This is a genomic window from Quadrisphaera granulorum (genome assembly GCF_003149145.1).
In the GTDB taxonomy this organism is placed as follows: domain Bacteria; phylum Actinomycetota; class Actinomycetes; order Actinomycetales; family Quadrisphaeraceae; genus Quadrisphaera; species Quadrisphaera granulorum.
This window is the reverse complement of record NZ_QGDQ01000018.1, coordinates 18,082-37,861: the sequence shown is the minus strand read 5'-3', so window position 1 is coordinate 37,861 and position 19,780 is coordinate 18,082. Positions and strand designations below refer to the sequence as shown.

Genomic DNA, 19,780 nt, shown 5'->3' with positions numbered 1-19,780 from the left:
GATCAGGCGTGCAGGTCGAACCTGTCGAGCTCCATGACCTTCTGCCACGCCTTCGCGAAGTCGGCCGCGAACAGCTCCTTCGCGTCGTCGGAGGAGTAGACCTCCACGATGCCCCGCAGGATCGAGTTCGAGTTGAACACGAGGTCGGCGGCGGTGGCGGTGCGCACCACGGAGCCGTCCGCACCGACGCCCTCGTAGACGCCCTCGGCGTCCTTCGAGGTCCGCCACTGCACGCCGAGGTCGAGCAGGGTGGTGAAGAAGTCCTGCGAGAGGACGCCGACCTTGTCGGTGAAGACGCCGTGCGGCGTGCCGCCGGTGTTGGCGCCGAGCACGCGCAGACCGCCGACGAGCACGGTCATCTCCTTGGCGGTCAGACCCAGCAGGTACGCCTTGTCGACCAGGAGGTGCTCGGCGTGCACCTTGGTGCGGGGGTCGATCCAGCTGCGGAAGCCGTCGGCCTTGGGCTCGAGCCAGGCGAAGTTCTCGACGTCGGTCTGCTCCTGGCTGGCGTCGGTACGGCCGGGGGTGAAGCCCACGGACACCGGAACACCCGCGTCGGCAGCCGCCTTCTCCACCGCCGCGGTGCCACCGAGGACGATGACGTCGGACAGCGACACCTTCGCGCCGGTGGCCGCCTCGAACTCGCCCTTGACGCGCTCGAGCACCGGCAGCACCTCGGCGACGCCGGCGTTGACGGCCCAGCCGATCTGCGGCTCCAGGCGGATGCGGGCGCCGTTGGCGCCGCCGCGCTTGTCGGTGTCGCGGTAGGACGCCGCAGCCGACCACGCGGTGTGCACCAACTGGGAGACCGTCAGGCCGGAGTCGAGCAGGCGGGCCTTGAGGTCCGCGATCTGCGCGTCGGTGACGAGCGGGTGGTCGACGGCAGGCAGCGGGTCCTGCCAGATGAGCTCCTCGGCGGGGACGTCCGGGCCGAGGTAGCGGGAGCGCGGGCCCATGTCGCGGTGGAGCAGCTTGAACCAGGCACGGGCGTACTGGTCGGCGAAGTAGGCGTGGTCGTCGCGGAACTTGACCATGATCTCGTGGTAGGCCGGGTCGGCCAGGAGCGCGAGGTCGCTCGTGAGCATGATCGGGTTGTTCCGCTTGCCGGGGATGTGCGCGTCGGGCACGAGGTCGGCCGCGGCGCCGTCCTTCGGCTTCCACTGCTTGGCACCGGCGGGGCTCTCGGTGAGCTCCCACTCGTAGCTGAACATCGTCTCGATGTAGCTGTTGTCCCACTTCGTGGGCGTCGGGGTCCAGGCGCCCTCGAGACCGCTGGTGATGGTGTCGGCGCCCTTGCCGGTGCCGAACTGGTTCTTCCAGCCCAGGCCGTTGCCGTGCACGGGGCAGCCCTCGGGCTCCTTGCCGACCAGGGCGGCGTCACCGGCGCCGTGCACCTTGCCGAAGGTGTGGCCACCGGCGATGAGGGCGACGGTCTCGACGTCGTTCATGCCCATGCGGCCGAACGTCACGCGGATGTCGTGGGCGGAAGCCAGCGGGTCGGGGTTGCCCTGCGGGCCCTCAGGGTTGACGTAGATCAGGCCCATGGTGACGGCGGCGAGGGCGCCCTGCTCCAGGTCGAGCGGGGCGTTCGGGCCGCTGTAGCGGTCGTTGGTGAGGAACTCGTCCTCCGGACCCCAGAAGACCTCCTCGGGCTGCCACACGTCACGGCGGCCGAAGGCGAAGCCGAAGGTCGGCAGGCCCATGTCGTCGTGGGCGACGTTGCCGGCGAGCACGAGCAGGTCGGCCCAGGAGAGCTTGCGGCCGTACTTCTGCTTGATCGGCAGCAGCAGGCGGCGGGCCTTGTCGAGGTTGGCGTTGTCGGGCCAGCTGTTGAGGGGGGCGAAGCGCTGAGCGCCCTGGCCGCCTCCGCCGCGCCCGTCGGCGATGCGGTAGGTGCCGGCCGCGTGCCAGGACATGCGGATGAACAGCGGGCCGTAGTGGCCCCAGTCCGCCGGCCACCAGTCCTGGGAAGTCTTCATGAGCTCAGCGAGGTCACGCTTGACCTCGGCGACGTCCAGCTTCGCGAACTCGGCGGCGTAGTCGAAGTCCTCACCCAGCGGGTCGGCCTCGCGGGCGGTCCGGTTGAGCACCGACAGGTCGACCTGGTTCGGCCACCAGTCCTGCACGCGGCGGGGGTGGTCGGTGACCGGGGTCGGCGGCTTGATGGCCGGGTTCTCGCTCTCGCTGGTGCTGGCGGTGTTCGCCTTCTCCTGCGCGATGTCAGTCACGGTGTACCTCTCTGGTGGCGGAACCTTGTTCTGGCCTGGAAGTCGTGGGGGTGTCGGGGCCGCCCGCGGCGGTGGTGCCGGCGGCGCACGCCGGGCACAGACCCCAGAAGGTGATCTCGGCCTCGTCGACGGCGAAGCCCTCCGCGGCCGAGTGCTCGGGCACCAGGCACGGCGCCTCACCGAGCACGCAGTCGACGTCGGTGATGGAGCCGCACGCGCGGCACACGAGGTGGTGGTGGTTGTCGTCGACGCGGGCCTCGTACCGGGCCACCGAGCCACGAGGCTGGATGCGGCGGACGACACCGGCGTCGGTGAGCACGCGCAGCGCGTCGTAGACGGCCTGGTGCGAGAGCGTCGGCAGGTGGGTACGAGCTGCATCGATGAGCGCGTCGGTGGTCGAGTGCGGGTGCCCGTGGACGGCGTCGAGCACCGCGAGCCGAGGCCGCGTCACGCGGAGCCCAGCGTCGCGCAGGGTGACTTCACCCAGCACGCGCTCGCGGGCTTCTCGGGACGGCACGTCGTCGATCCTGGTCACACTTCTTGAACGAGTCAAGAACTGAGGGAGACATCCGAGGGAAGATCCCCACCCTCGACGAGCCGACGAGCCGACGAGTCGCCGCCGGGCCGCCCTCAGAGGGTCGGCGGCAACAAGATGTTCCGCCACGCCGCAAAGCCCCCACTTGGGGACACTCTTCCCCTTTCGCGTGATGACTCAGCCACCTACCGTGATGTTCGTGAGCCACTCGACGGAGAGGTCGCTCGACGCCGCGGCCAGCCTCGGCGTCCCTACCGCCACCCGGGAGCCGCGCGAGCTCTCGGTACGCATGGCCGCCGAAGCGGTTCGGAGAGTGCACGCACTCCCCGACGTACCCGCTGACGCCCCGCTGGAGCCGCACCCGGATAGCAAGGCCCCGGGCGCCAACTTCATCGACGTGCGCGATGACCACACACACCCCCGCTACTGGGTGGGGATGGCGGGCGAGGTGCTTGCCACGAGCACAGAGCCAGAAGCGGGGCCGATTCCCGTGATCCGCCGGGCACGCGCGCGCTACGCCGCCGCCGTGGAAGCGGTGAGGCTGCGCCACCGCCTACCGGTGAGCACCGAGCTCTTCGCGACGCCGGACCCCTTCGTCGACGGCGCGTTCTTCGTTCACGAGGCGCCCGTGGACGGCGCCGTCGCCGTCGTCAGATGGGTCGATGCCCACGGTCTCGTCCACGACGGGTACCGCCTCGTGGACGGCTCCCCCGAGTGGGAGCAGAGCACGGTGGCGGCCCGCCGCGACGCGCTGCGCGCCCAGCCCTCGACGGCGGCGCTGGTCGACGCCGAGGGCTGACGCGCCCCCTCGTCAGAGGTAGGTGTCCAGCCGCCCCTGGGGCGTGGCCTGGGCGGGCTCGGCGACGGCGGGGCGTGCGGCGTCGTCCTGACGCTGGGCCTGCCGCTCTGCCGCGGCCGCCCTCGCCTGGGCCAGTGACGCCTGGGCGGACGCGAGCCGGGCGGCGGCGAGCTGCACGGCAGCGGCGCTGTCGCGGCTAGTGGCGCCGTCCGACCCAGTCGGGGTGGCGGAGTTGCGCAGGCGCTCGGAAGCCCTGTCGTACGCCTTGCCAGCGTCGCGGACAGCCCTCTCCCACGACTGCACGCCCCCGGCAGGACGAGATCCCGCACCAGGTGTCGCGCCCGAAATGACGGTCATGCCCTCTCCACCTCCCCTGAAAGTCCCGGATGAGCATCGGCACGAGGGAGAGGGCGCTTGATCGCCCGTTCGGGTGACGTCTCCGGTGACGCAGTGGCCCCGCAACGTGATGCGGAGGGGCCTTACGGCGTGAGTCAGTCGCTGTTGCCCTGGTCGCCGGATGCAGGCGCCGAGGAGGTCATCTGGTCCTGCCAGACGGCCTTGGCGCCGGAGTCGCCGACGCGGTACACCTGCACGCCGGTCGCCAGTGCTGCGACGACGGCGAGGACCATCGCGGCGATCATCGCCCGAGGGCGCCGCGAGCCAGCGACCTGACTCTGTCGACGCTGCAGCCACCACAGGGCCACGGCGAGCAGGGCCAGCGGCGCCGCGAACCACAGCAGCTGGTCACCCAGCTCGGCGTGGACTCCCGGGTCACCGACGCGGCGTTCGAGGGCTTCGCCGCTTCTGGTGGCCACCGGGCACAGCACAGCGCCGACGACGGCGACCAGCGCGTTCAGCCCGGCGTAGCGGGCGCGCCACCGCGGGACCGCCGCCACGGCAAGGGTCCCCAGGACCGCCAGCGGCAACAGGACGACGACGGCGTGCACGACCAGCGGGTGGACTGGCAGGCCGTTGATGGTGTCGAGCACAGGAGCTCCTCGGAAGGCGGGCTGACGACCCCGCGCGCAGAGCCGGAGGCTCACGCGGATCGCCGGGGCGGGTCGAGCACCTCGCCATCCAGTCGGGGCACGGTGCTGACGCAGCCTGACGGCCCCCCATGAAGCAGACGTGACGCTGCTGAAGCGGCCGGTCGGCGTGTCGGCCCAGCGATCACTACCCTCGCGCCACCGCGCTGCGGGCACCCGCACAACGCAAAAAGCCCCCGCTGTGGAGAGCGGGGGCCTTCGACGTCGCTGTCTCAACGAGCGCGCCCGGCAGGACTCGAACCTGCAACCTTCTGATCCGTAGGGATGACGCCAGGTGTCCGGCCACGTCCGGCCAGACAGCGCACGTCCCTGAGCAGCGGTTTCGTCCCGCGCCACCGTCCGCCTGGTCCACCTGGTGACGGCTCGTGCGCGCACGTCCGCGGCTGATGTTGGCGCGGTGTGAGCGCACGAGCCCCTCCCCCGCGGTCGGTGGTGGCGATGACGCCTGTCCCGATCCCACCGCGCCAGGAGCCCTCATGACCGACCGGTCGACCGAACCAACCCCACCGAACCAGCCCGCCGTCGACGCCCTCGTCGTCGAGGACCAGCTCTTCTCGATCGTCCCTGAGTGGGTCATCGAGGCCGACATCAGCGACCCGGCCTTCCGCCTCTACGCCCTACTGCTGCGCTACGGCAACGGCAGCGGCGTCCGCATGCCCTCGCGCGCCACCCTGGCCGAGCGCCTGCACCGCTCCACCGACGCAGTCGACCGCGCGCTGCGCAACCTCGAGGAGAAGGGCCTCGTCGTCATCGAGCGACGACGCCGCGGCGGGGTCAACCTCTCCAATCGCTACTACCTGCGCACCGCTCCCCCGGCCACCGCGGGCGGACCAGACGGCGACGGGGGTGGCCGCACTTCTGCGGCCACCCCTCCTCGCGCACCCAGCTGTAGGGCCGCTCCACCGCAGGACACTCCGCCGGTCGCCACCGGGGGTGGCCGCACTTCTGCGGCTACTGGCCGCGGATCTGCGGCGGGGGTGGCCGCAGATGTGCGGCCCGACCCAGAGATCTTTACCCAGAGAAGTTCTCCTCCTCCCCCTCCATCCCCCGCACCTAGCGCCTCCCAGCGCGCTGCGCGGGAGGAGGAGGTGGAGTTCCTCCGCAGCCTCAACATCGATCCCCAGGGCGGACTGGAGGTGATCGTCGAGATGTGCGCCGCGTCCCGTACCGCCAACGGCCTCGGCACCGCGTGCTGGCAGGCACCGCACCTGCTCGCAGCCCTGGAGCTCGCCGTGCGACGGCGGCTGTGGCCGGCGCGCTTCGCCGCCACAGCGCTGTTGAAGGTCGCGGCCGACCCCGCGACCCGCTCCCCGATGCGCCTGGCCGAAGCGGGACCGTGGTGGGACGAAGCCTCCAAGCCCGAGCACGCCTCGGGCCTCAGCGCCGAGGACGTCGACGCCCTCGAGGCTCGGCTGCAGGCGCTCGACGGTGGTCGGATGGCCCTGCAGCAGCAGGCCCGCGCCGAGCTGACGCGGGAAAACATGCCGCTGACCCGCACCACGGTGCTGCGCCGGGCCTGCGAGATCCTCGACCGGCGGGAAGCCTCGTGAGCGCCCTCGCGGCGTTCATGGTCTTGCCCGGCCGGCCGTGGGCAGCGGCTCCTTCTGGGGTCGGAAGGGCGGGAGCAAGATATGCATCTGGTACCCAGATGCGCCGTCGCTGCCGCGCCGGCTTCCGCTCGCTGCGCATCGCGGGCCCCAGCGGGGGCGTCGTCGACCGGGCGCGGTCGTCGTCGTGGGCCGGCCCCGGGCAGGGCAGGTGGGCGCAGTGAGCGCCGTCGTGCAGCGTCCCGGCCGGGTGCGTCGGTACGCCCGTGCTCGTGATCGGCAGGTCAAGTTCCGCGCCACAGCCGAGGAGTACGCGCTGCTGGCCGAGGCCGCTCGATCGGCGGGACTGACGCCGTCGGGGTACGCCGCCGAGGCAGCGCTGGCCGCTGCCCGCGGCGTGCGGGCGCCGTCGCTGACCCCGGTCCGTGAAGCACTGGTGGAGCTCATGGCCGCCCGTACGCAGGTGCGCCGGTTCGCGGTGAACGTTAACCAGGCCGTCAGGGCGCTGAACGCCACGGGAGAGGCGCCGGAGTGGCTGGCCGCCGCGGTCGCCATCACCAACCGCGCTGTGGAGCGCCTCGACGACGCAGCCGCCGAGCTGGTCCAGGCCGCGCGACGCTCCCAGCGCTCCGCGACGGCGCCCCCGCTGACGTTGACCGCGCGGGAGGAGGCTTGATTGGCAAGGTCGTCCGCGGCAACGACATCGGCGGGCTGCTGCGCTACCTGTTCGGTCCCGGCCGGGCCAACGAGCACACCAACCCTCATGTCGTCGCGGCATGGGACGACGACGTCGTTGCCGACCACACACCCAGGAGCGACCCACGGCTCAAGCGCCTCACGGCCCTCCTGGAGCAGCCGCTGGCTGCGCTCGACAGCCGACCCTCGCCCGCGGTGTGGCACTGCCCGCTGCGTACGGCCCCGGGAGATCGGCAACTGACAGACGCGGAGTGGGCTGACGTGGCCGCCGAGGTGCTGCACCAGACCGGCCTCGCCCCTCGTGGTGACACCGCCGGGTGCCGCTGGATCGCCGTCCGGCACGCCGACGACCACATCCACCTCGCGGTCACGCTCGCGCGACAAGACGGACGTCGAGCGCGGACCTCGCATGACTACGCCAAGCTCGGCGCCGCGTGCCGCACCGTGGAGCTGCGGTACGGGCTGAAGGTGACACCGGCCCGAGACCGGACGGCGCCGAAGCGGCCGACACGGGCGGAGATAGAGAAAGCGGCACGACAGGGCCTACCGGAGACGACACGGCAACTTCTGCGACGCGAAGTGCGACGCGCAGCCCTTTCGAGCCGAAGCCTCCAAGGCTTCATCCGACATCTGGAGGTCGCACAAGTGCAGGTTCGACTGCGCCACAGCACCATCAACTTCGGCGAAGTGACGGGCTACTCAGTGGCCTTGATAGATCCAACTGGCGACTGCCCTGGGCCATGGTTTGGAGGTGGAAAGCTAGCGCCACAACTAACCCTCCCGCGACTGCAGCATCTATGGTCTGCAAACACGGCAGGCGCGAGCTCCGACATGCGCAATCGCTGCACTCTAGGCAGTCCGGTCGCTCGCACCTTGAGAAGCACTGCCATAGTCCTGCACCAACTTGAGGACGGCGACTTTCACGGCGCCGCCTTGGCGATGGCGATTGACACCGTCAGAAAGCTCTGAGGCCACATTCGCTAGTTGCAGCACTCATGACTTCGACAGAGCGCGACCATGGCGGGTAGATGAATCCATCATGCTTCACCCTGCTTACGCCATTCGGCAGGAATCAAGGCATTGCCGTCGCGCCACTCCTCCACGATCGACTCCTGGAACCACTGCTCGTCTCGCAGGTTCACATGGTCACTGACAATCACCTGGAAAGCCTGCCCCCGCTCCTGTGCGAAATCGAAGAGGAGTCGGTACATATCACGCACGGCTCGACGGTCACTGTCCCCCGCGGGCAGTTCACCGTCGGCACCCTGAGTATCATCCTGCGGATAAAAGGGCTGGCTGGGCTGATCGAGCATTAGAAAGCGAGGGACCGGTCGACTCTCCTCAATGAAGAATCGATGGAGCGCCAAGTGCGCAGCCAAGTGCAATCCCAAGTAGTTTGATGCGCTACCCACCTGATTCAGGCGAAGCCGGCCGGAATCTGTGCTCACGATAGTTGTCAGTTTTTTGATGTCCAGCGTGATTGGCCGATCGGAATGTTCCACGTCCAGCCGGCCAGCAAGTTCCGTCAAATACTGAGAGATTGCGACCAGTCGGGCCTCTACGTCCGTCTCCGACTCTCCGGCACGCTCCTTACTTACTTCAAGTGCTCGCTCAGCATCACGGAGAGCCGCTCGCGCACGGTCCAGCGCCTCCTCGCCACTCTGCGAGATCCCTCCTAGGGCGGCGTCAATGCGCCCCCGATGGAAGGCGATCTCTTCGGCCCGACTCTGTCCGAAAAGTCTAGGAGAGTCGGCGGCCTGTAAGGCTGCCACAGTTACATCAATGGCGCTTAACTCTTCTTGCAAGGCGCTAATCTGGTCGCCGAGGGCGCTCAGTGCCTCAGCTCGCCTCGGACGGTTTCCTACAAGACCACTCAAATCAGCACCAATCTGATCGGCAAAGGATTGCATCTCGTCGATACGAGGGTCCGATACTTCAAGGCCCTGACTGCAGAGGGGGCATGAGGTAACCGAATCACCCCCATCAGAGGACAACTCAAGCGACCTCAGCGCGATTCTCTGACGAGCCAGGGCCTCGCCATAGAGATCCTCATCGTCGCCGAAGTTCTGTAAGGCCGACCGCTGATCGATGAGGTGACGCAACTGACGGCGATTAATGGCCGCTCGCTCCTGTAGGTCAAGTCGCCGCGCATGAGCCGCGCCGTCGCGAGAGACGGTCCCGCCGTCACCACGTGTCGCGGCCGCCTTCAGGAGTGCAACGGCTTGCTCTCTCGACTCATAATTAGTAGACGGTAATAAGCCAACGGCAAAAGCCTCCTCAAGAAGTGCCCGCAATTCCCCCTCGGCACCCTCGGCTCTTTTCTCAGCGTTCCGAAGTTTAACTGACTGAGCGTCGACGACGCGCCGGTCCTGTCGAGCCCTCGCCTGCCAAACAGCCTGATCCCATCGCTCGGCCCCAAGGAAGTACGGCAAAGAGTCGATCAACGAGTTGGCTACGTTTCTATCGGCTTGTCGATGGAACAAGTAATCCTGGTTGCTGACTTCTCCCTGCTTCTGCAGGCAGAGCACAATGGCATTTCCGGCTGAGGCCGCACCTCCAGCAGCCAGCGCGTCCTCATGCGAGAACGCACGGTGCTCACCAATCCCCAGAAGTAGACCTAAGCGGCGACGAAGCCCCTCGGTGTCGGTGTTGGGAAGGAGATCTTCATACACGGGAAGGTCAGGGCTCGTAGATTCCCGAATCAGCGCCTGGTGATTTGATGCCGAGCCACGACTTGGCCGCGGCCTGCCCACAAATACGAACGACTCTGCTACGCGAAGAACGACCCCGTACCACGAGACAGCTTCGCGGATGCGCTCGCCCGCCACGGACTCTTCTCTACGACCGAAGCAGTAGTCAACGATGTCCAAGATCGCACTTTTGCCGGTCTTTGAATCGCCCGTGATCACGTTCAGTCCAGGCCGAAGGGCGATCACGCGAGGTTCGGGACTGCTCCAGCCCCACACGACGATGGATACGAGCTGCACGAACCTAGGTTGTCATCCCCAGCGTCCCGAGGACGGTGGATGCCGGCAGAGGTGCCAGCCAGCGCCCCAGGAGGGCCGATGCCCGGGCCACCTCTCGGAGCTCGTCTGGGGTCCTGCCCGGCGACAGGCGCCCGACGACGTCTGGACCCTGGACGCTGATGAAGCCGTGTCGCAGACCAGCCCGGAGGCCCGCCTGGGTGAAGGGCCGAAGATTGCGGCAGCGCTCCGGAAGCCCCTCAACCAGGGAATCGTTCTCGTCACGCCATGCAATCAGTCGCTTTTTGGTGGATCCGGGGAGTGCTTGACGGCTCGGCGGATGCAAGATCAGGGCAGGCGCCACGAAGGCTAGTGGCCAAGGCATGCCCTCATGCCCCCCAGCCTTTGCATATGCACGACTGGACCAGGCCACGACTGCCGCGATCAGCAACGGGTTCAGGGTTGCTCTGACGGCAGCGGGCTGATCATTCCAATGAATCACGAGGCACGCGATTGCAGCAGGGCTTCGAGTCGTTGGGCAAACTCCGGATGCCACCCCATTCGTCGTTCATCGGCCAGACGGTGATGGGTGCCTCGCGAGAAAAAGGCATCCGTCATTCCGGGCCGGAGCAACGCAGGGCTTTGGTTCATTGCCTTGCCGAAGAGGCGCATACCCGCCTGACGGAGATCACCCTCGGAGGCGTCCTCGCCGAGCGAAGCCTTCATCAACCCGAACTGCATCTCCCACTCTTCAACGACACGGTGTTCGTATTCTGACAACTCAGAAAGTTCCACCATGGCACCTTCAACCCAAGCCTGCGCCTGAGCATAGGCGCGGTAGTAGTCGCGAATAGCGGCCACCAAGAGGTCTTCACCTGCCCCGATCCAATCGAGCTGATGGGCGAAGACTCGATCGCGATGGTCGTCAAGAGACCGTTCTTGAGCATCTCGGCCTACGGTGATGGGAAGACTGCGGCTAGAAAACTGGTCACGAAGGTCGTCGATTTTTAATCGAAGGTCGATGCGACGGATACCTCGACGATTACCTCGAAGCAGGTCGATACCCACCCGCCACCACCAGCCAGTCAGAGCCTCGATGAAGGCATCTTCTCGCCCAACCGGCAGTGCGTTGCTCAGCAGAGAGCGAACCTCATCACGGAGATTCTGCGCGGGAGCTTGGTCGGCGATCACATAAACTCGCTCAGTAATCGCTTCGCGGACACCAGACGGGGTAGCAAGCCATGCAGCCCGAGTAGCCTCGGTCTGCTTATTCGTCGATTCCTCCGCCGCCTCATTTAAAAGCTGTAGTGCACGACCGACATCTCTGCCACTGTGATTCAATCTCGCCAGCGCTCCGTCTGCTGGTACAGACTGCGTCGTCACCAGGCAGAGGAGAGGGCCGCCTGCTTGCAACAGGGACGGGTCGTCCAGCCAGATTTGTACAGTTCGCCAGACATCGACATGCATGTCCGCCAGCGAACTACCAGCACCTAGGTGGTGCTTGATCTGCAGGAGCGATATTGCGTCGCCAGCGTCGTCGTGCCAGGACACGTCATCAACAGTTTCGAGGCGCAGCCAATGTTCGTCCGGCCCGGGCCGAGCCAGCTCAAGTAGGCCCCATCCCACCTGGTAGACGTACCCGAGCGCCTGACCAGCTGCTGAGTGCTGGTTGGCGGCCACGCTCCATTGTGCCTCCGGTGGACGCAGCGCGACACCCCCCGGGGTCAGGCGCTGGTCAGAGACGTGTCGCCGCCCAGGCACCCAACCTGCGGGCTGCCCTCCGACCTCTCCTCACGGCAAGGTACAGATCGACGGACCCTGCAGATCCACAATATTCGGTCAGGGCGACCGAACGCCTCACAGTGATGCACCGCCCTTGCAGCCAGCCCTGGACAAGTGAAACTATCCGGACGTAGCACTATCCGAATCCTGCATGTGCAGACTTCAGGCGGTAAAGCTTTCATGCTTAGTGATAGAACAGTGAGCAAATGTCCCTCGAGGAGCCATCAGCATGGTTATTTGAGGGTCGAGGAACTGGTGTAACCACGTGGCCATGCCCAACGCAGGGTCACGGCGGAGCGCCCTCCACGAGCACCACAGGGCCTCCAGTCGCACGACGGCCTCACGGTGCTCTCGCCACTGAGAGCACCACCGAAATTCTCCGCCTAGGGGCCGGGAGAAGGTGGCGCAGAAGTAGCCGTTGACCCAATCGTCCAGGTTAGCGTAGTCCGTCTCATCGCTTCCCGCGGCGCTCGGACGGACGCTGAGGCCCTCGTAGGCGAGCTCAGCCTCGTCTGCCTGCAGCTCCAGCCGCGCTAAACGAGAATCGACCTCGGCCTGCCACCGCTCGCTGCTCACACCGCTCAATTGTCGCCCCGCCGAGCCGGGGTTTCGTAGTACGGCTCCAAGCGCACCTGGGCTACGCGCAGGCCTGTTGCCAGCACCAACGCCGTACCCTTGGGCATCGCCCGCAGGTCCTCTGGCGGGAGCAGTCGCTGTCGCCTTAATGACGTCGTCACCGACCGCGACGCGCGTCGGCTGCCGTCGCCGCTGCCGTCGGCGTAGGAGCGCACCGCGACGTCGTGCTCACCTACCAGGCGGCTGACGTCCTCGGCGAACTTTGCGTCGTCGATCCCGGCGCCTACCAGCTTCACCGTGGCAGCCGACCACAGCGAGTCCATTCCAGCCTCACCCCATACCCGGACGCCTTGGCGGTAGGACTGCAGCACTGTCAGCGGTACGACGCCTCGCGACCCGAGGTGTGAGTACAGGTCGGGTAGATCGGAGATCTTGCAGATGTTGGCTGCCTCATCGAGTACGACGACGAGCGGAGGGTCCAGTCGCGCGCCGGGCGAGCGCTCCGCGGCGCGGATGCCGTCGTGCATCAGCCGATCGACCAGGGCTGCGACCAGCGGGGCGGCGGTCCCGGCGCCGTTCTTGGACAGCAGGTGCAGTGTCTGCCGTGAGGAGACGAACGCCGCGGTATCGAGCTCCTCACAGCCCGTGGCGCCGCTGATCCGCGGCGGCACCAACCAGCGCATGATGACCGGATCCCGCAGTGCCGAGGCAGCGGTGCGCGCGGTCTCGTAGACGCCGTCGCGGGTCTCGACCGCGCCGTTCTGCCGCCCCACAATCGCAGCGGCCGCCGCGTGGTGGCCGTGCCCGCGTAGGAGGTTTGCCGCCGTCGGGACAGCGGGCTCGGTGAGCCACTCATAGACCTCCGGAAGCGACCGCTCCGACAGCGCGGCGGCCAGCAGGAGGTTGGCCAGCAGGTCATGGGCGGCGCTAGACCAGAAGTCCCGCCCGTCCCTATCACCGCGGATCTCGGTGATGAAGTGCCCGGCCAGCCGAGTCGCCTCCTCCACCGTGGTCACTGCGCGCAGCGGGTTCCACCACATCGCCTGCTCCCGCCCGGTGACTCCCTGCGGGTCGAAAACCCACACCCGCTCCCCGGTCGAGGCGGTGCGCTCCTCGGCGGTGGCCTCCCACAGGTCCGGCTTGATCGAGGTCGCCAACACCGGGCCGGGGGCGTTGCGGACGATCGGCACCGTCAGTGTCGTCGTCTTGCCGGCCCGGGGGGCCATGACCGCTAGCAGCACGTCCTCCCAGGAGGCCCGCAGCCGCGGACCGCGCGGCATCAGGACTCCCAGTGCGAGGCCGACGTCGTCGGCAGCGACGTCACGGTCCGCCTGATCCGCCAGCGACTGGCGCAGGCGCCGCGCCCGTTCCTTCGCGGCAGCCGGGGTGAGGGGCGACACCTCGTGCGCCTGCGCGAGCCCCTGGGCCGGGACGAGCACTCGCCGCCCCAGGACCGTGAGCGCGATTCCAGCCGCAGTCACGACGGCGATGAGCAGAAGGCTCACGATGACGACGGTCCAGGTCGGCGTCCCCGGCCACACGGCCTGGACGCCGTCGCCAACCAAGAGCCGTACGAAGTCGACGCCGAACGGCGGCGAGATCCACCCGTTCCCGGCGAGCCAAGACGCCGATGTCCCGGCCAACCGCACCAGCCAGGCGAGCCCGACGACGCCCCACACCACACCCAGCAGCGCCATCGGCAGGCCCAGCCCTGGCGCTGCGGCACCACGGGGCTCTAGGACGCGAGCCACGCGCACAGCCCGCGCTGGCGACCGAACAGCCAGCCACGACCCTGCGACGAGTGCGAGGCTCTCAGCGCCCTGCCGCCCAGAGTGCTCGGGCGCGCTGGCGTTGAGCACGACACCATCGCGCCGCAGCTCATGATCGTTATGGCACCGAGGCCCTGAGCCGAGTGCCACCGGGTGGGCGGGGAACCTGCATGGCCCCCCGCGCGCCCAAAGAGTCCGCTACGCGGCGTCGACCGTGTCGCGAACGGCCTGAGCCGCCTCGACCGCCATGTCGTGCTCGTGGCGCTCCAGGTCCCCATCGTGAAGCTGCGACAGCACAGAACCGGTGACGGGGTCGGTGAAGACGGCGGAGCGACGCAGATGCGGGCCTCCGCAGTGCTCACAGTCGTCGACGACCTCAACGAGTTTGACAGACGGAATCTCCGCCACATTAAGCCCGCCGAAAAGTTCGTGGATGTGCAAAACGATTCCCTCCGTAGTATTTGCATGTTGCAAGCAACAGTACTCTCGTGGGTGCAGCGCCGGCGAGGCGTGTCGCCCGTCCGGCGCAACGGCGGGGCAAGCGGCTCGCAGCGCGCCCGGGCCTCGAAGTAGCCGCGGTCACTCCACATGGCCCTCAACGGAGGAGCGCCGGCTCGTCGACCGACGTCGGCCTGCCGGTGGGGCGGACAGCGCTGTCGGTGTCGTACAGCCGAGCCTCGTCACCGACGAATTCCAACTCCACCGGGATGCCGACCCGCTGCCCGGTCTTGATGAGGTACTTCCCCCGCCCAGGGTGGCGAGCGCCGGCCTGCCAGGACTCCGGCGCCGACCAGGAGGCGACCATCGCCCGCTCCTTGTCCGACAGGGGAACCACCGCCGAGACGGCGTCCAGCTCGCGCGGCGGCAGCCCGGCAAGCACGGTGACGGCGTTGCGCTCGACGAACCCGCGGGCCTTGGCCCGGTCCTCCTCAGTCGGCAGCGCCGAGAGGTCGTCCAAGGAGTGCGTCGCCATCGCGTGCGCGACGTCTCGGCCCCGGTAGACCCGGGTCAGGGCGTCGGCGTGGTCGACCAGCCCGGGTGCTCCGCGCAGCGCGCGCCACAGCTCGTCCATGACGGCGAAGTACTTCCGCCGAGGCGCGAGCCCGGCCTCGGCCAGCGCCGTGGAGGCGTCGATGACGGCGAAGCCGTAGGACCAGGTCGACAGCATCGCTGCGGCCACCAGGGTGTCCCCGGAGGCGGCGACTGCGGAGATGTCGACGCTGACCGCCGGTGCATCCAGGTCGATGGGCTGCGTCGTCGGCCCGTCGAAGACGCCCTTCAGCGATCCCTCGCACAGCAGCGCCAGCGTCTGGCGCAGCTCCTTGGTCTCGGCGCGGTAGGCGTCGTGGTCGTCCAGCTCAGCAGCGGCCACGAGCCGGTCGGGCCCCTCCCGGACCACCTTCAGCACCTCGGGGATCGTCGGCGACAGCTCGCGTCGCTGCGCCGCGGTCATCCCGGCGGGGAGGCGGCCGCGGGGCTTGCGGTCGGTGAGCAGGTCGACGGCAGCGCCCAGGACCACCTCCTCGCCGTTGGTCATCCCGCCGTGGCGGCGCACCAGGGAGCACAGTGCGAGGGTCGCCGACAGGCGCCGTCCGCGGACCTCCATGCGCAGCCGGTCGGCGGCCTCCCCGCTGAGCTGGCTCAGTGCAGAGCCCAGCGGTCCAGCGTCCAGGGGGTTGATGCGGTCCAGGCCGCGTCCGACGCGGATGACCTGCCCGCCGGCGGCCTCGACGACGGCGGAGTAGTCCGGCTTCAGGTCGCCGAGGAACAGCGGCCGCACACCGAAGGCCATGAGCCCGCGAGCCAGACGCTTCAGCGCGGCGGACTTGCCGGTGCCGGGCTGGCCGAGCAGGGTCAGCCCGCGGTTGGTGACCAGGCCGGCCTCGAGCCAGGCGAAGGGGTCCAGGCAGACGACCTCACCCCACATCATGTGGCGCCCGAACGGCACTCCGACCGACGGAGCCCCGGAGCCGGCGACGAAGGGGAACAGGCCGCAGGCCTGCACGGTGGTGGCCTGGTACTCCGGGGCGACGCCAGCGTGGGCGAGGCGGCCGGCGCCGCGGTCGCGCCAGCCCCAGGCGGGGGCGACGACGTCGGGCAGCACCGGACGAGCTGCCGCGCGGGCCGCCCTCGTCGTCGTCCTGCTCTCTCGACGGACGGCGCGGCTCATGCGAGCACCCGCCCGGCGACGTGCGCGGGGTGCAGCCCCGCGGGCAGCGTGGTCGCGAAGCCGAGGGCCTGGGAGCCCCACAGCCGGCGCAGCCGGACCTTCGACTGGTCGGCACGGGCCTCGGTGTCGGCGATCGCGGCGGCCAGCGTCGTCTTGTCGTCGCTGTCCAGCACCGTCGTCGTGACGTACAGGCTCACCAGCACGACTCCGGCGCCGAGTGCCTCCTCGCGGGCGGCGGCCACGGCGCGCTCACGGTCGGCGACGTCACGGGCCGTCGCGTCGCGGCCCTGGCTGCGCCGGTAGGCGTCGCGGAAGGCAGCGGCGTTGACCTGGCTCTCCAGCACGCGGGCGGCTGCACCTGCGGGCAGCGGACGGAACAGCAGCGTGACCCGACGAGGGAACCGCCCCGGGGAGAGCAGTCGGGTGAGCACGTTGGCGGTGACCTGCTGGCGGGGTGCCTCGTGCCAGGCCCAGGAGACCGAGGTGCCGGAGTCATGGCGGTAGGTGCCCCAGCTGTCCTCGGCGGCCACCGGGCCGGCCTCGCCCCAGGCCAGCAGCGGGCAGGTGCCCACGCCGGAGGAGGAGGGCAGGGCGTCGTCGAGCAGGGCGTTGACGTCGCCGCGGCTGGCGGGATCGAAGGCGGTGCGCACGGTGCCGGCGAGCTCGCCGGCGCTGGCCCGGCCGAGCACGGTGACGCCGCACTCCCCCAGTGCGGCCTCCATGCCGGTCAGGGCACGCGCGACCTCGGCCGTGCGGTCCGCGAGGTCGGGCAGCCGCTCGCCGGCGCGGGAGGGGTCGAAGGTGATGGAGACGCGGGTGTCGACGTCGGCAGCGGCCGCGGGCGAGCGCAGGACCAACTCGCGCACCAGCGCGAGGACGTCGGCCGGGGCGTCCGGGTGCAAGCGGGAGGCGACGTTGCGGGCCAGCGTCGAGCCCGGCTCGGGCGCGGTGTCGACGGTGACGGCGACCCAGGCCACCAGCGGGTCGAAGCCGCGCGAGGCCAGCCAGGAGTGCCAGGAGGCGACCCAGCCGTCGGCGGCGTCGCTGTCGACCAGCCAGGTCGAGGACGACGCGCAGCGCAGCGTGGCGGTGAGCATGCCGGTGCGCTCGTCGTGCACCAGCCCGAACTGCCCGCCGCGGCCGTCGGCGACCGACAGCAGCCGCGTGGTGGCCAGCGCCCCTGGCAGCTGCCAGGCGGAGGGGTGCTCGACGACGACGCCTGACCGCAGGCTGGTGTAACCGCGCATCCGCGCCCAGGCGAACTGCCCACGGCGCAGGACGACGTCGGTCAGCGGCGCGCCGTCGAAGCGCGCCACCGTCAGCGCCGCGACCAGGGCGCAGGGCAGCGCGACGACGAGCCCGGCTCGCACGGACGTGCTCAGCGCCAGCAGCGGAAGCACGACGCAGGCCAGGACGACGGCGGTGGCGACGGCGCCGAGGCCGAACAGGCCGATGCCGTGGGTGCGGCGCCAGCCGCCGTAGGTGCGTGGTGGCTGCGCCGACGACACCGACACCGACGTCGTCGTGTGCGGGCGCGTAGCTGTGGTCGTGCTCATCGGTTCTCTCCTGCGGAGGTGTTGGTCATGGCGCCGCCGGCGGTGTGGCTGGCGGCGACGGTCGCGTCGTAGGCGCCCTTGGTGGCGGCGACGCCTGCACCGGCGACGCCCCCTGCCGCGCCGGTTCCCGCGGCAGCACCTGCCGACGAGCCGCCCGCCGCCGTGGATGCAGCGCTGGCGCCGGATGCCGTGGACGACGCCGCGGTGTTGGAGGCGGCACCGCTGGCCGCACCGCCCGGCCCACCACCGGAGCTGCCGGGGGCCGCGTAGACGGACGTCGCTGCCGGACCCAGGTCGGACTTCATCTGCGTGGCATGGGTGCCCGCGTCACCGCCGGAGCCCGAGCCCGAGCCCCGTAGCGCCGAAATGCCCTGGGCGCCCGCGGCAGCCAGCGACAGCGTTGTCGACAGGCCGCGGCTCGGGCCGCCGCCGTCGCCGGTGGCCCAGCTGAAGAAGCGCATGAGTACGGGCAGCGCCACGACACTCATGACGATCATCGACAGCCCGACGATGACGGTGCGCGGGTCACCGCCCGTCTGCGTCGACCCCTCGGGTCCGGCAGTCATGCGTAGCGCGACGGCGTACACGAGGGCCGCGACGGGCTTGTAGGCGATCAGCGCCAGCATCCAGGCGAGCACCTTGCCCAGCCACGGGCGTCCGTAGCCGGTGACGTTGCCGGCAGCGGCCAGCACGAGCAGCCCGGCCAGGACGACGACGGCGCCTTCGCGGAACATCATCAGCACCGCCTGGATGAGGCCAGCCAGCATGACGAGCAACCCGATGACGATGGCCGCGCCGGCGGAGTTGATGCCCTGCAGCCCAGCCAGGGAGACCAGACGCTCGACGACCTGCCCGCTGGCGGCGCGGTCGAGCATCCAGGAGGAGAAGTCGTCCCCGGCGCGCAGCGCGAGGGCGGAGCCGGTGATCCCGACGGCGGCCCACAGCGCGAGGGTCACCAGGCCCCGCCCGATGTCCAGGAGCGGGTCGAGGCGGTGGGTGATGGCCATGCGCAGGCCCTGCCAGGTCACGCCTGCTGCGGCGATGACCAGCGAGAGCCACCAGACGTCGTCGCGGATGGCCAGGGCGGGTGAGTTCGTGACGTCGATGGCCGGCACCTCGACCCACCAGCCGATGGTGGTCTTGATGACCCAGGTGGCGCCCTCGCGCATGGCATCGGCGAAGGAGTTGCCCAGGCTGGCAGTGGCAGCGTCCGCGACGGCGCCGACGACGCAACCGGCGGGGTCGGTCAGGGTGCAGGCCATCAGTCGTCACCGCCGAGCGAGGCAGGGGCGGGCTGGGGAGGGTCGAACCTGACGAGGTCGCCGGGGACTTCGGACAGCTGGGAGATGGCGCTGTCCCACGTTCCCTCGGTAGGGGCCACGAGCTTCCAGTCGCCGCCTGACCAGGTCATGACGACGTCGGCGCTGAAGACCTGCGGCGAGCCGTCGGCTGCAGGTGCGGTGACCACGAGCTGGACGTGCCGGTTTCCGGCAGGCAGCGCGGTGACCCGGTAGCCGACGGCGGTCCCGTCGCCGGCGGGCAGGACTGCGCCATCGGGTAGGCCCGCCGCGACGCGCGACCCGGCGTAGTCGCGCTCGACGTAGACCTCGAGCGCGTCGCGGCCGGGGCCGGTGACCTGGCGGTCGAGCGCGGCGCGGAAGACCTCCGGTCGGGCTGCGGCGCTGGCGGCATAGGAGATGTTCAGGGCGGCGACGGCGGCGCCGAGGTCGGTGTCGGCGTAGCCGACGTCGAGGGGGCCGTCCTGCCGCGTCGGGCCTGCGGTCGCGGAGACGGGCAGCGGTGTGCCGTCGTGGTCGACCCAAGTCAGGTCACTGCTGGAAGTCGGCGCCGGGGACTGCCCGGAGGGGTCCGGCGCGGCGCTCTGCTCGATGGCCGGAGGGCCACTGCTCGCGCTCTCGCCGTCGCGCAGGACGTTCCAGGCCGATAGGGCTGTGGCGGGGAAGACGATGGCGATGACCCCGAGGACGGCGATCTGCGTGCGCCGTCGCCGGGCCCGCTGCCGGGCCGGGTCGTGGGCGCGGGCGTAGGTCACCGAGCCGGGGCGGGGAGCCCCGGGGGTTCGCCGTGGTGGTGGCACGAGCGGGGTCGGCAC

At 69.6% G+C, this 19,780-nt stretch carries 18 protein-coding genes; 4 read left to right on the top strand and 14 right to left on the bottom strand.

Annotated elements, in window-relative coordinates; all coding sequences use genetic code 11:
* Positions 1 to 2: 2 nt before the first annotated feature.
* Positions 3 to 2,228 (bottom strand): catalase/peroxidase HPI, encoded by a 2,226-nt coding sequence (katG, locus tag BXY45_RS14125; protein ID WP_177524090.1) that lies wholly within the window; start codon positions 2,226 to 2,228, stop codon positions 3 to 5.
* The gene (locus BXY45_RS23855; RefSeq protein ID WP_281270597.1) at positions 2,221 to 2,745 is read right to left on the bottom strand and encodes a Fur family transcriptional regulator; all 525 of its coding nucleotides are present in this window, start codon (positions 2,743 to 2,745) and stop codon (positions 2,221 to 2,223) included. Before BXY45_RS23855 ends, katG begins: the two co-directional genes overlap by 8 nt.
* 217 nt (positions 2,746 to 2,962) lie before the next feature.
* Here BXY45_RS23855 and BXY45_RS14120 point away from each other — a divergent pair, with 217 nt between their 5' ends.
* Complete coding sequence (locus BXY45_RS14120) at positions 2,963 to 3,562, top strand: hypothetical protein (RefSeq protein ID WP_146211212.1); 600 nt, start codon at positions 2,963 to 2,965, stop codon at positions 3,560 to 3,562.
* Positions 3,563 to 3,574: 12 nt separating this feature from the next.
* On the opposite strand, the gene BXY45_RS14115 is transcribed toward BXY45_RS14120, so the two are convergent.
* Entirely contained in the window at positions 3,575 to 3,919 is a 345-nt protein-coding gene (locus BXY45_RS14115) for a hypothetical protein (RefSeq protein ID WP_146211211.1), read from the bottom strand.
* A 134-nt stretch (positions 3,920 to 4,053) separates the two neighbouring features.
* On the bottom strand, positions 4,054 to 4,551 hold the full coding sequence (locus BXY45_RS14110) for a DUF2231 domain-containing protein (RefSeq protein WP_109775158.1): 498 nt from the start codon (positions 4,549 to 4,551) through the stop codon (positions 4,054 to 4,056).
* A gap of 533 nt (positions 4,552 to 5,084) precedes the next feature.
* On the opposite strand from BXY45_RS14110, the gene BXY45_RS14105 reads away from it, so the two are divergent.
* The 3 genes from BXY45_RS14105 (at position 5,085) to BXY45_RS14100 (ending at position 7,820) form a co-directional block, all read left to right on the top strand.
* Positions 5,085 to 6,158, top strand: a complete 1,074-nt coding sequence (locus BXY45_RS14105) for a helix-turn-helix domain-containing protein (RefSeq protein ID WP_170131523.1) — start codon at positions 5,085 to 5,087, stop codon at positions 6,156 to 6,158.
* 217 nt (positions 6,159 to 6,375) lie between these two features.
* Positions 6,376 to 6,831, top strand: coding sequence for a plasmid mobilization protein (locus tag BXY45_RS23345; protein ID WP_170131522.1), 456 nt, complete (start codon positions 6,376 to 6,378; stop codon positions 6,829 to 6,831).
* Entirely contained in the window at positions 6,828 to 7,820 is a 993-nt protein-coding gene (locus BXY45_RS14100) for a relaxase/mobilization nuclease domain-containing protein (protein WP_170131521.1), read from the top strand. The genes BXY45_RS23345 and BXY45_RS14100 overlap by 4 nt, the downstream gene beginning before the upstream one ends.
* 68 nt (positions 7,821 to 7,888) lie before the next feature.
* On the opposite strand, the gene BXY45_RS22925 is transcribed toward BXY45_RS14100, so the two are convergent.
* The 10 genes from BXY45_RS22925 to BXY45_RS14055 all read right to left on the bottom strand — a co-directional run bounded on the left by BXY45_RS22925 (position 7,889) and on the right by BXY45_RS14055 (position 19,780).
* Positions 7,889 to 9,838 carry a DUF3732 domain-containing protein gene (locus BXY45_RS22925; protein WP_146211209.1) on the bottom strand — a complete coding sequence of 650 codons (1,950 nt, stop codon included), beginning with the start codon at positions 9,836 to 9,838 and terminating at the stop codon, positions 7,889 to 7,891.
* A gap of 4 nt (positions 9,839 to 9,842) precedes the next feature.
* Positions 9,843 to 10,316 carry a three component ABC system middle component gene (locus tag BXY45_RS24870; RefSeq protein WP_425468332.1) on the bottom strand — a complete coding sequence of 158 codons (474 nt, stop codon included), beginning with the start codon at positions 10,314 to 10,316 and terminating at the stop codon, positions 9,843 to 9,845.
* Positions 10,313 to 11,494, bottom strand: coding sequence for an ABC-three component system protein (locus BXY45_RS22920; RefSeq protein ID WP_146211208.1), 1,182 nt, complete (start codon positions 11,492 to 11,494; stop codon positions 10,313 to 10,315). The genes BXY45_RS24870 and BXY45_RS22920 overlap by 4 nt, the downstream gene beginning before the upstream one ends.
* Before the next feature lie 264 nt (positions 11,495 to 11,758).
* A complete protein-coding gene (locus tag BXY45_RS24865) occupies positions 11,759 to 12,172 on the bottom strand; it encodes a DUF4913 domain-containing protein (RefSeq protein WP_170131520.1) in 414 nt (137 codons plus the stop codon).
* Between the two features lie 5 nt (positions 12,173 to 12,177).
* Positions 12,178 to 13,923, bottom strand: a complete 1,746-nt coding sequence (locus BXY45_RS14080) for a type IV secretory system conjugative DNA transfer family protein (protein WP_146211207.1) — start codon at positions 13,921 to 13,923, stop codon at positions 12,178 to 12,180.
* Positions 13,924 to 14,139: 216 nt separating this feature from the next.
* Positions 14,140 to 14,382 carry a hypothetical protein gene (locus BXY45_RS14075; protein ID WP_146211206.1) on the bottom strand — a complete coding sequence of 81 codons (243 nt, stop codon included), beginning with the start codon at positions 14,380 to 14,382 and terminating at the stop codon, positions 14,140 to 14,142.
* A gap of 154 nt (positions 14,383 to 14,536) precedes the next feature.
* Positions 14,537 to 16,111, bottom strand: coding sequence for a hypothetical protein (locus tag BXY45_RS14070; protein ID WP_211319573.1), 1,575 nt, complete (start codon positions 16,109 to 16,111; stop codon positions 14,537 to 14,539).
* On the bottom strand, positions 16,108 to 17,667 hold the full coding sequence (locus BXY45_RS14065; protein WP_109775149.1) for an SCO6880 family protein: 1,560 nt from the start codon (positions 17,665 to 17,667) through the stop codon (positions 16,108 to 16,110). The genes BXY45_RS14070 and BXY45_RS14065 overlap by 4 nt, the downstream gene beginning before the upstream one ends.
* On the bottom strand, positions 17,664 to 18,929 hold the full coding sequence (locus tag BXY45_RS14060; protein WP_109775148.1) for a hypothetical protein: 1,266 nt from the start codon (positions 18,927 to 18,929) through the stop codon (positions 17,664 to 17,666). Before BXY45_RS14060 ends, BXY45_RS14065 begins: the two co-directional genes overlap by 4 nt.
* The gene (locus BXY45_RS14055; protein WP_146211205.1) at positions 18,929 to 19,780 is read right to left on the bottom strand and encodes a DUF8175 domain-containg protein; all 852 of its coding nucleotides are present in this window, start codon (positions 19,778 to 19,780) and stop codon (positions 18,929 to 18,931) included. Before BXY45_RS14055 ends, BXY45_RS14060 begins: the two co-directional genes overlap by 1 nt.

Coding starts and splice junctions, on each gene's coding strand:
- BXY45_RS14115 (WP_146211211.1), bottom strand. CDS start 3,919: ATGACCGTCATTTCGGGCGCGACACCTGGTGCGGGATCTCGTCCTGCC.
- BXY45_RS14105 (WP_170131523.1), top strand. CDS start 5,085: ATGACCGACCGGTCGACCGAACCAACCCCACCGAACCAGCCCGCCGTC.
- BXY45_RS14070 (WP_211319573.1), bottom strand. CDS start 16,111: ATGAGCCGCGCCGTCCGTCGAGAGAGCAGGACGACGACGAGGGCGGCC.
- BXY45_RS14065 (WP_109775149.1), bottom strand. CDS start 17,667: ATGAGCACGACCACAGCTACGCGCCCGCACACGACGACGTCGGTGTCG.
- BXY45_RS14060 (WP_109775148.1), bottom strand. CDS start 18,929: ATGGCCTGCACCCTGACCGACCCCGCCGGTTGCGTCGTCGGCGCCGTC.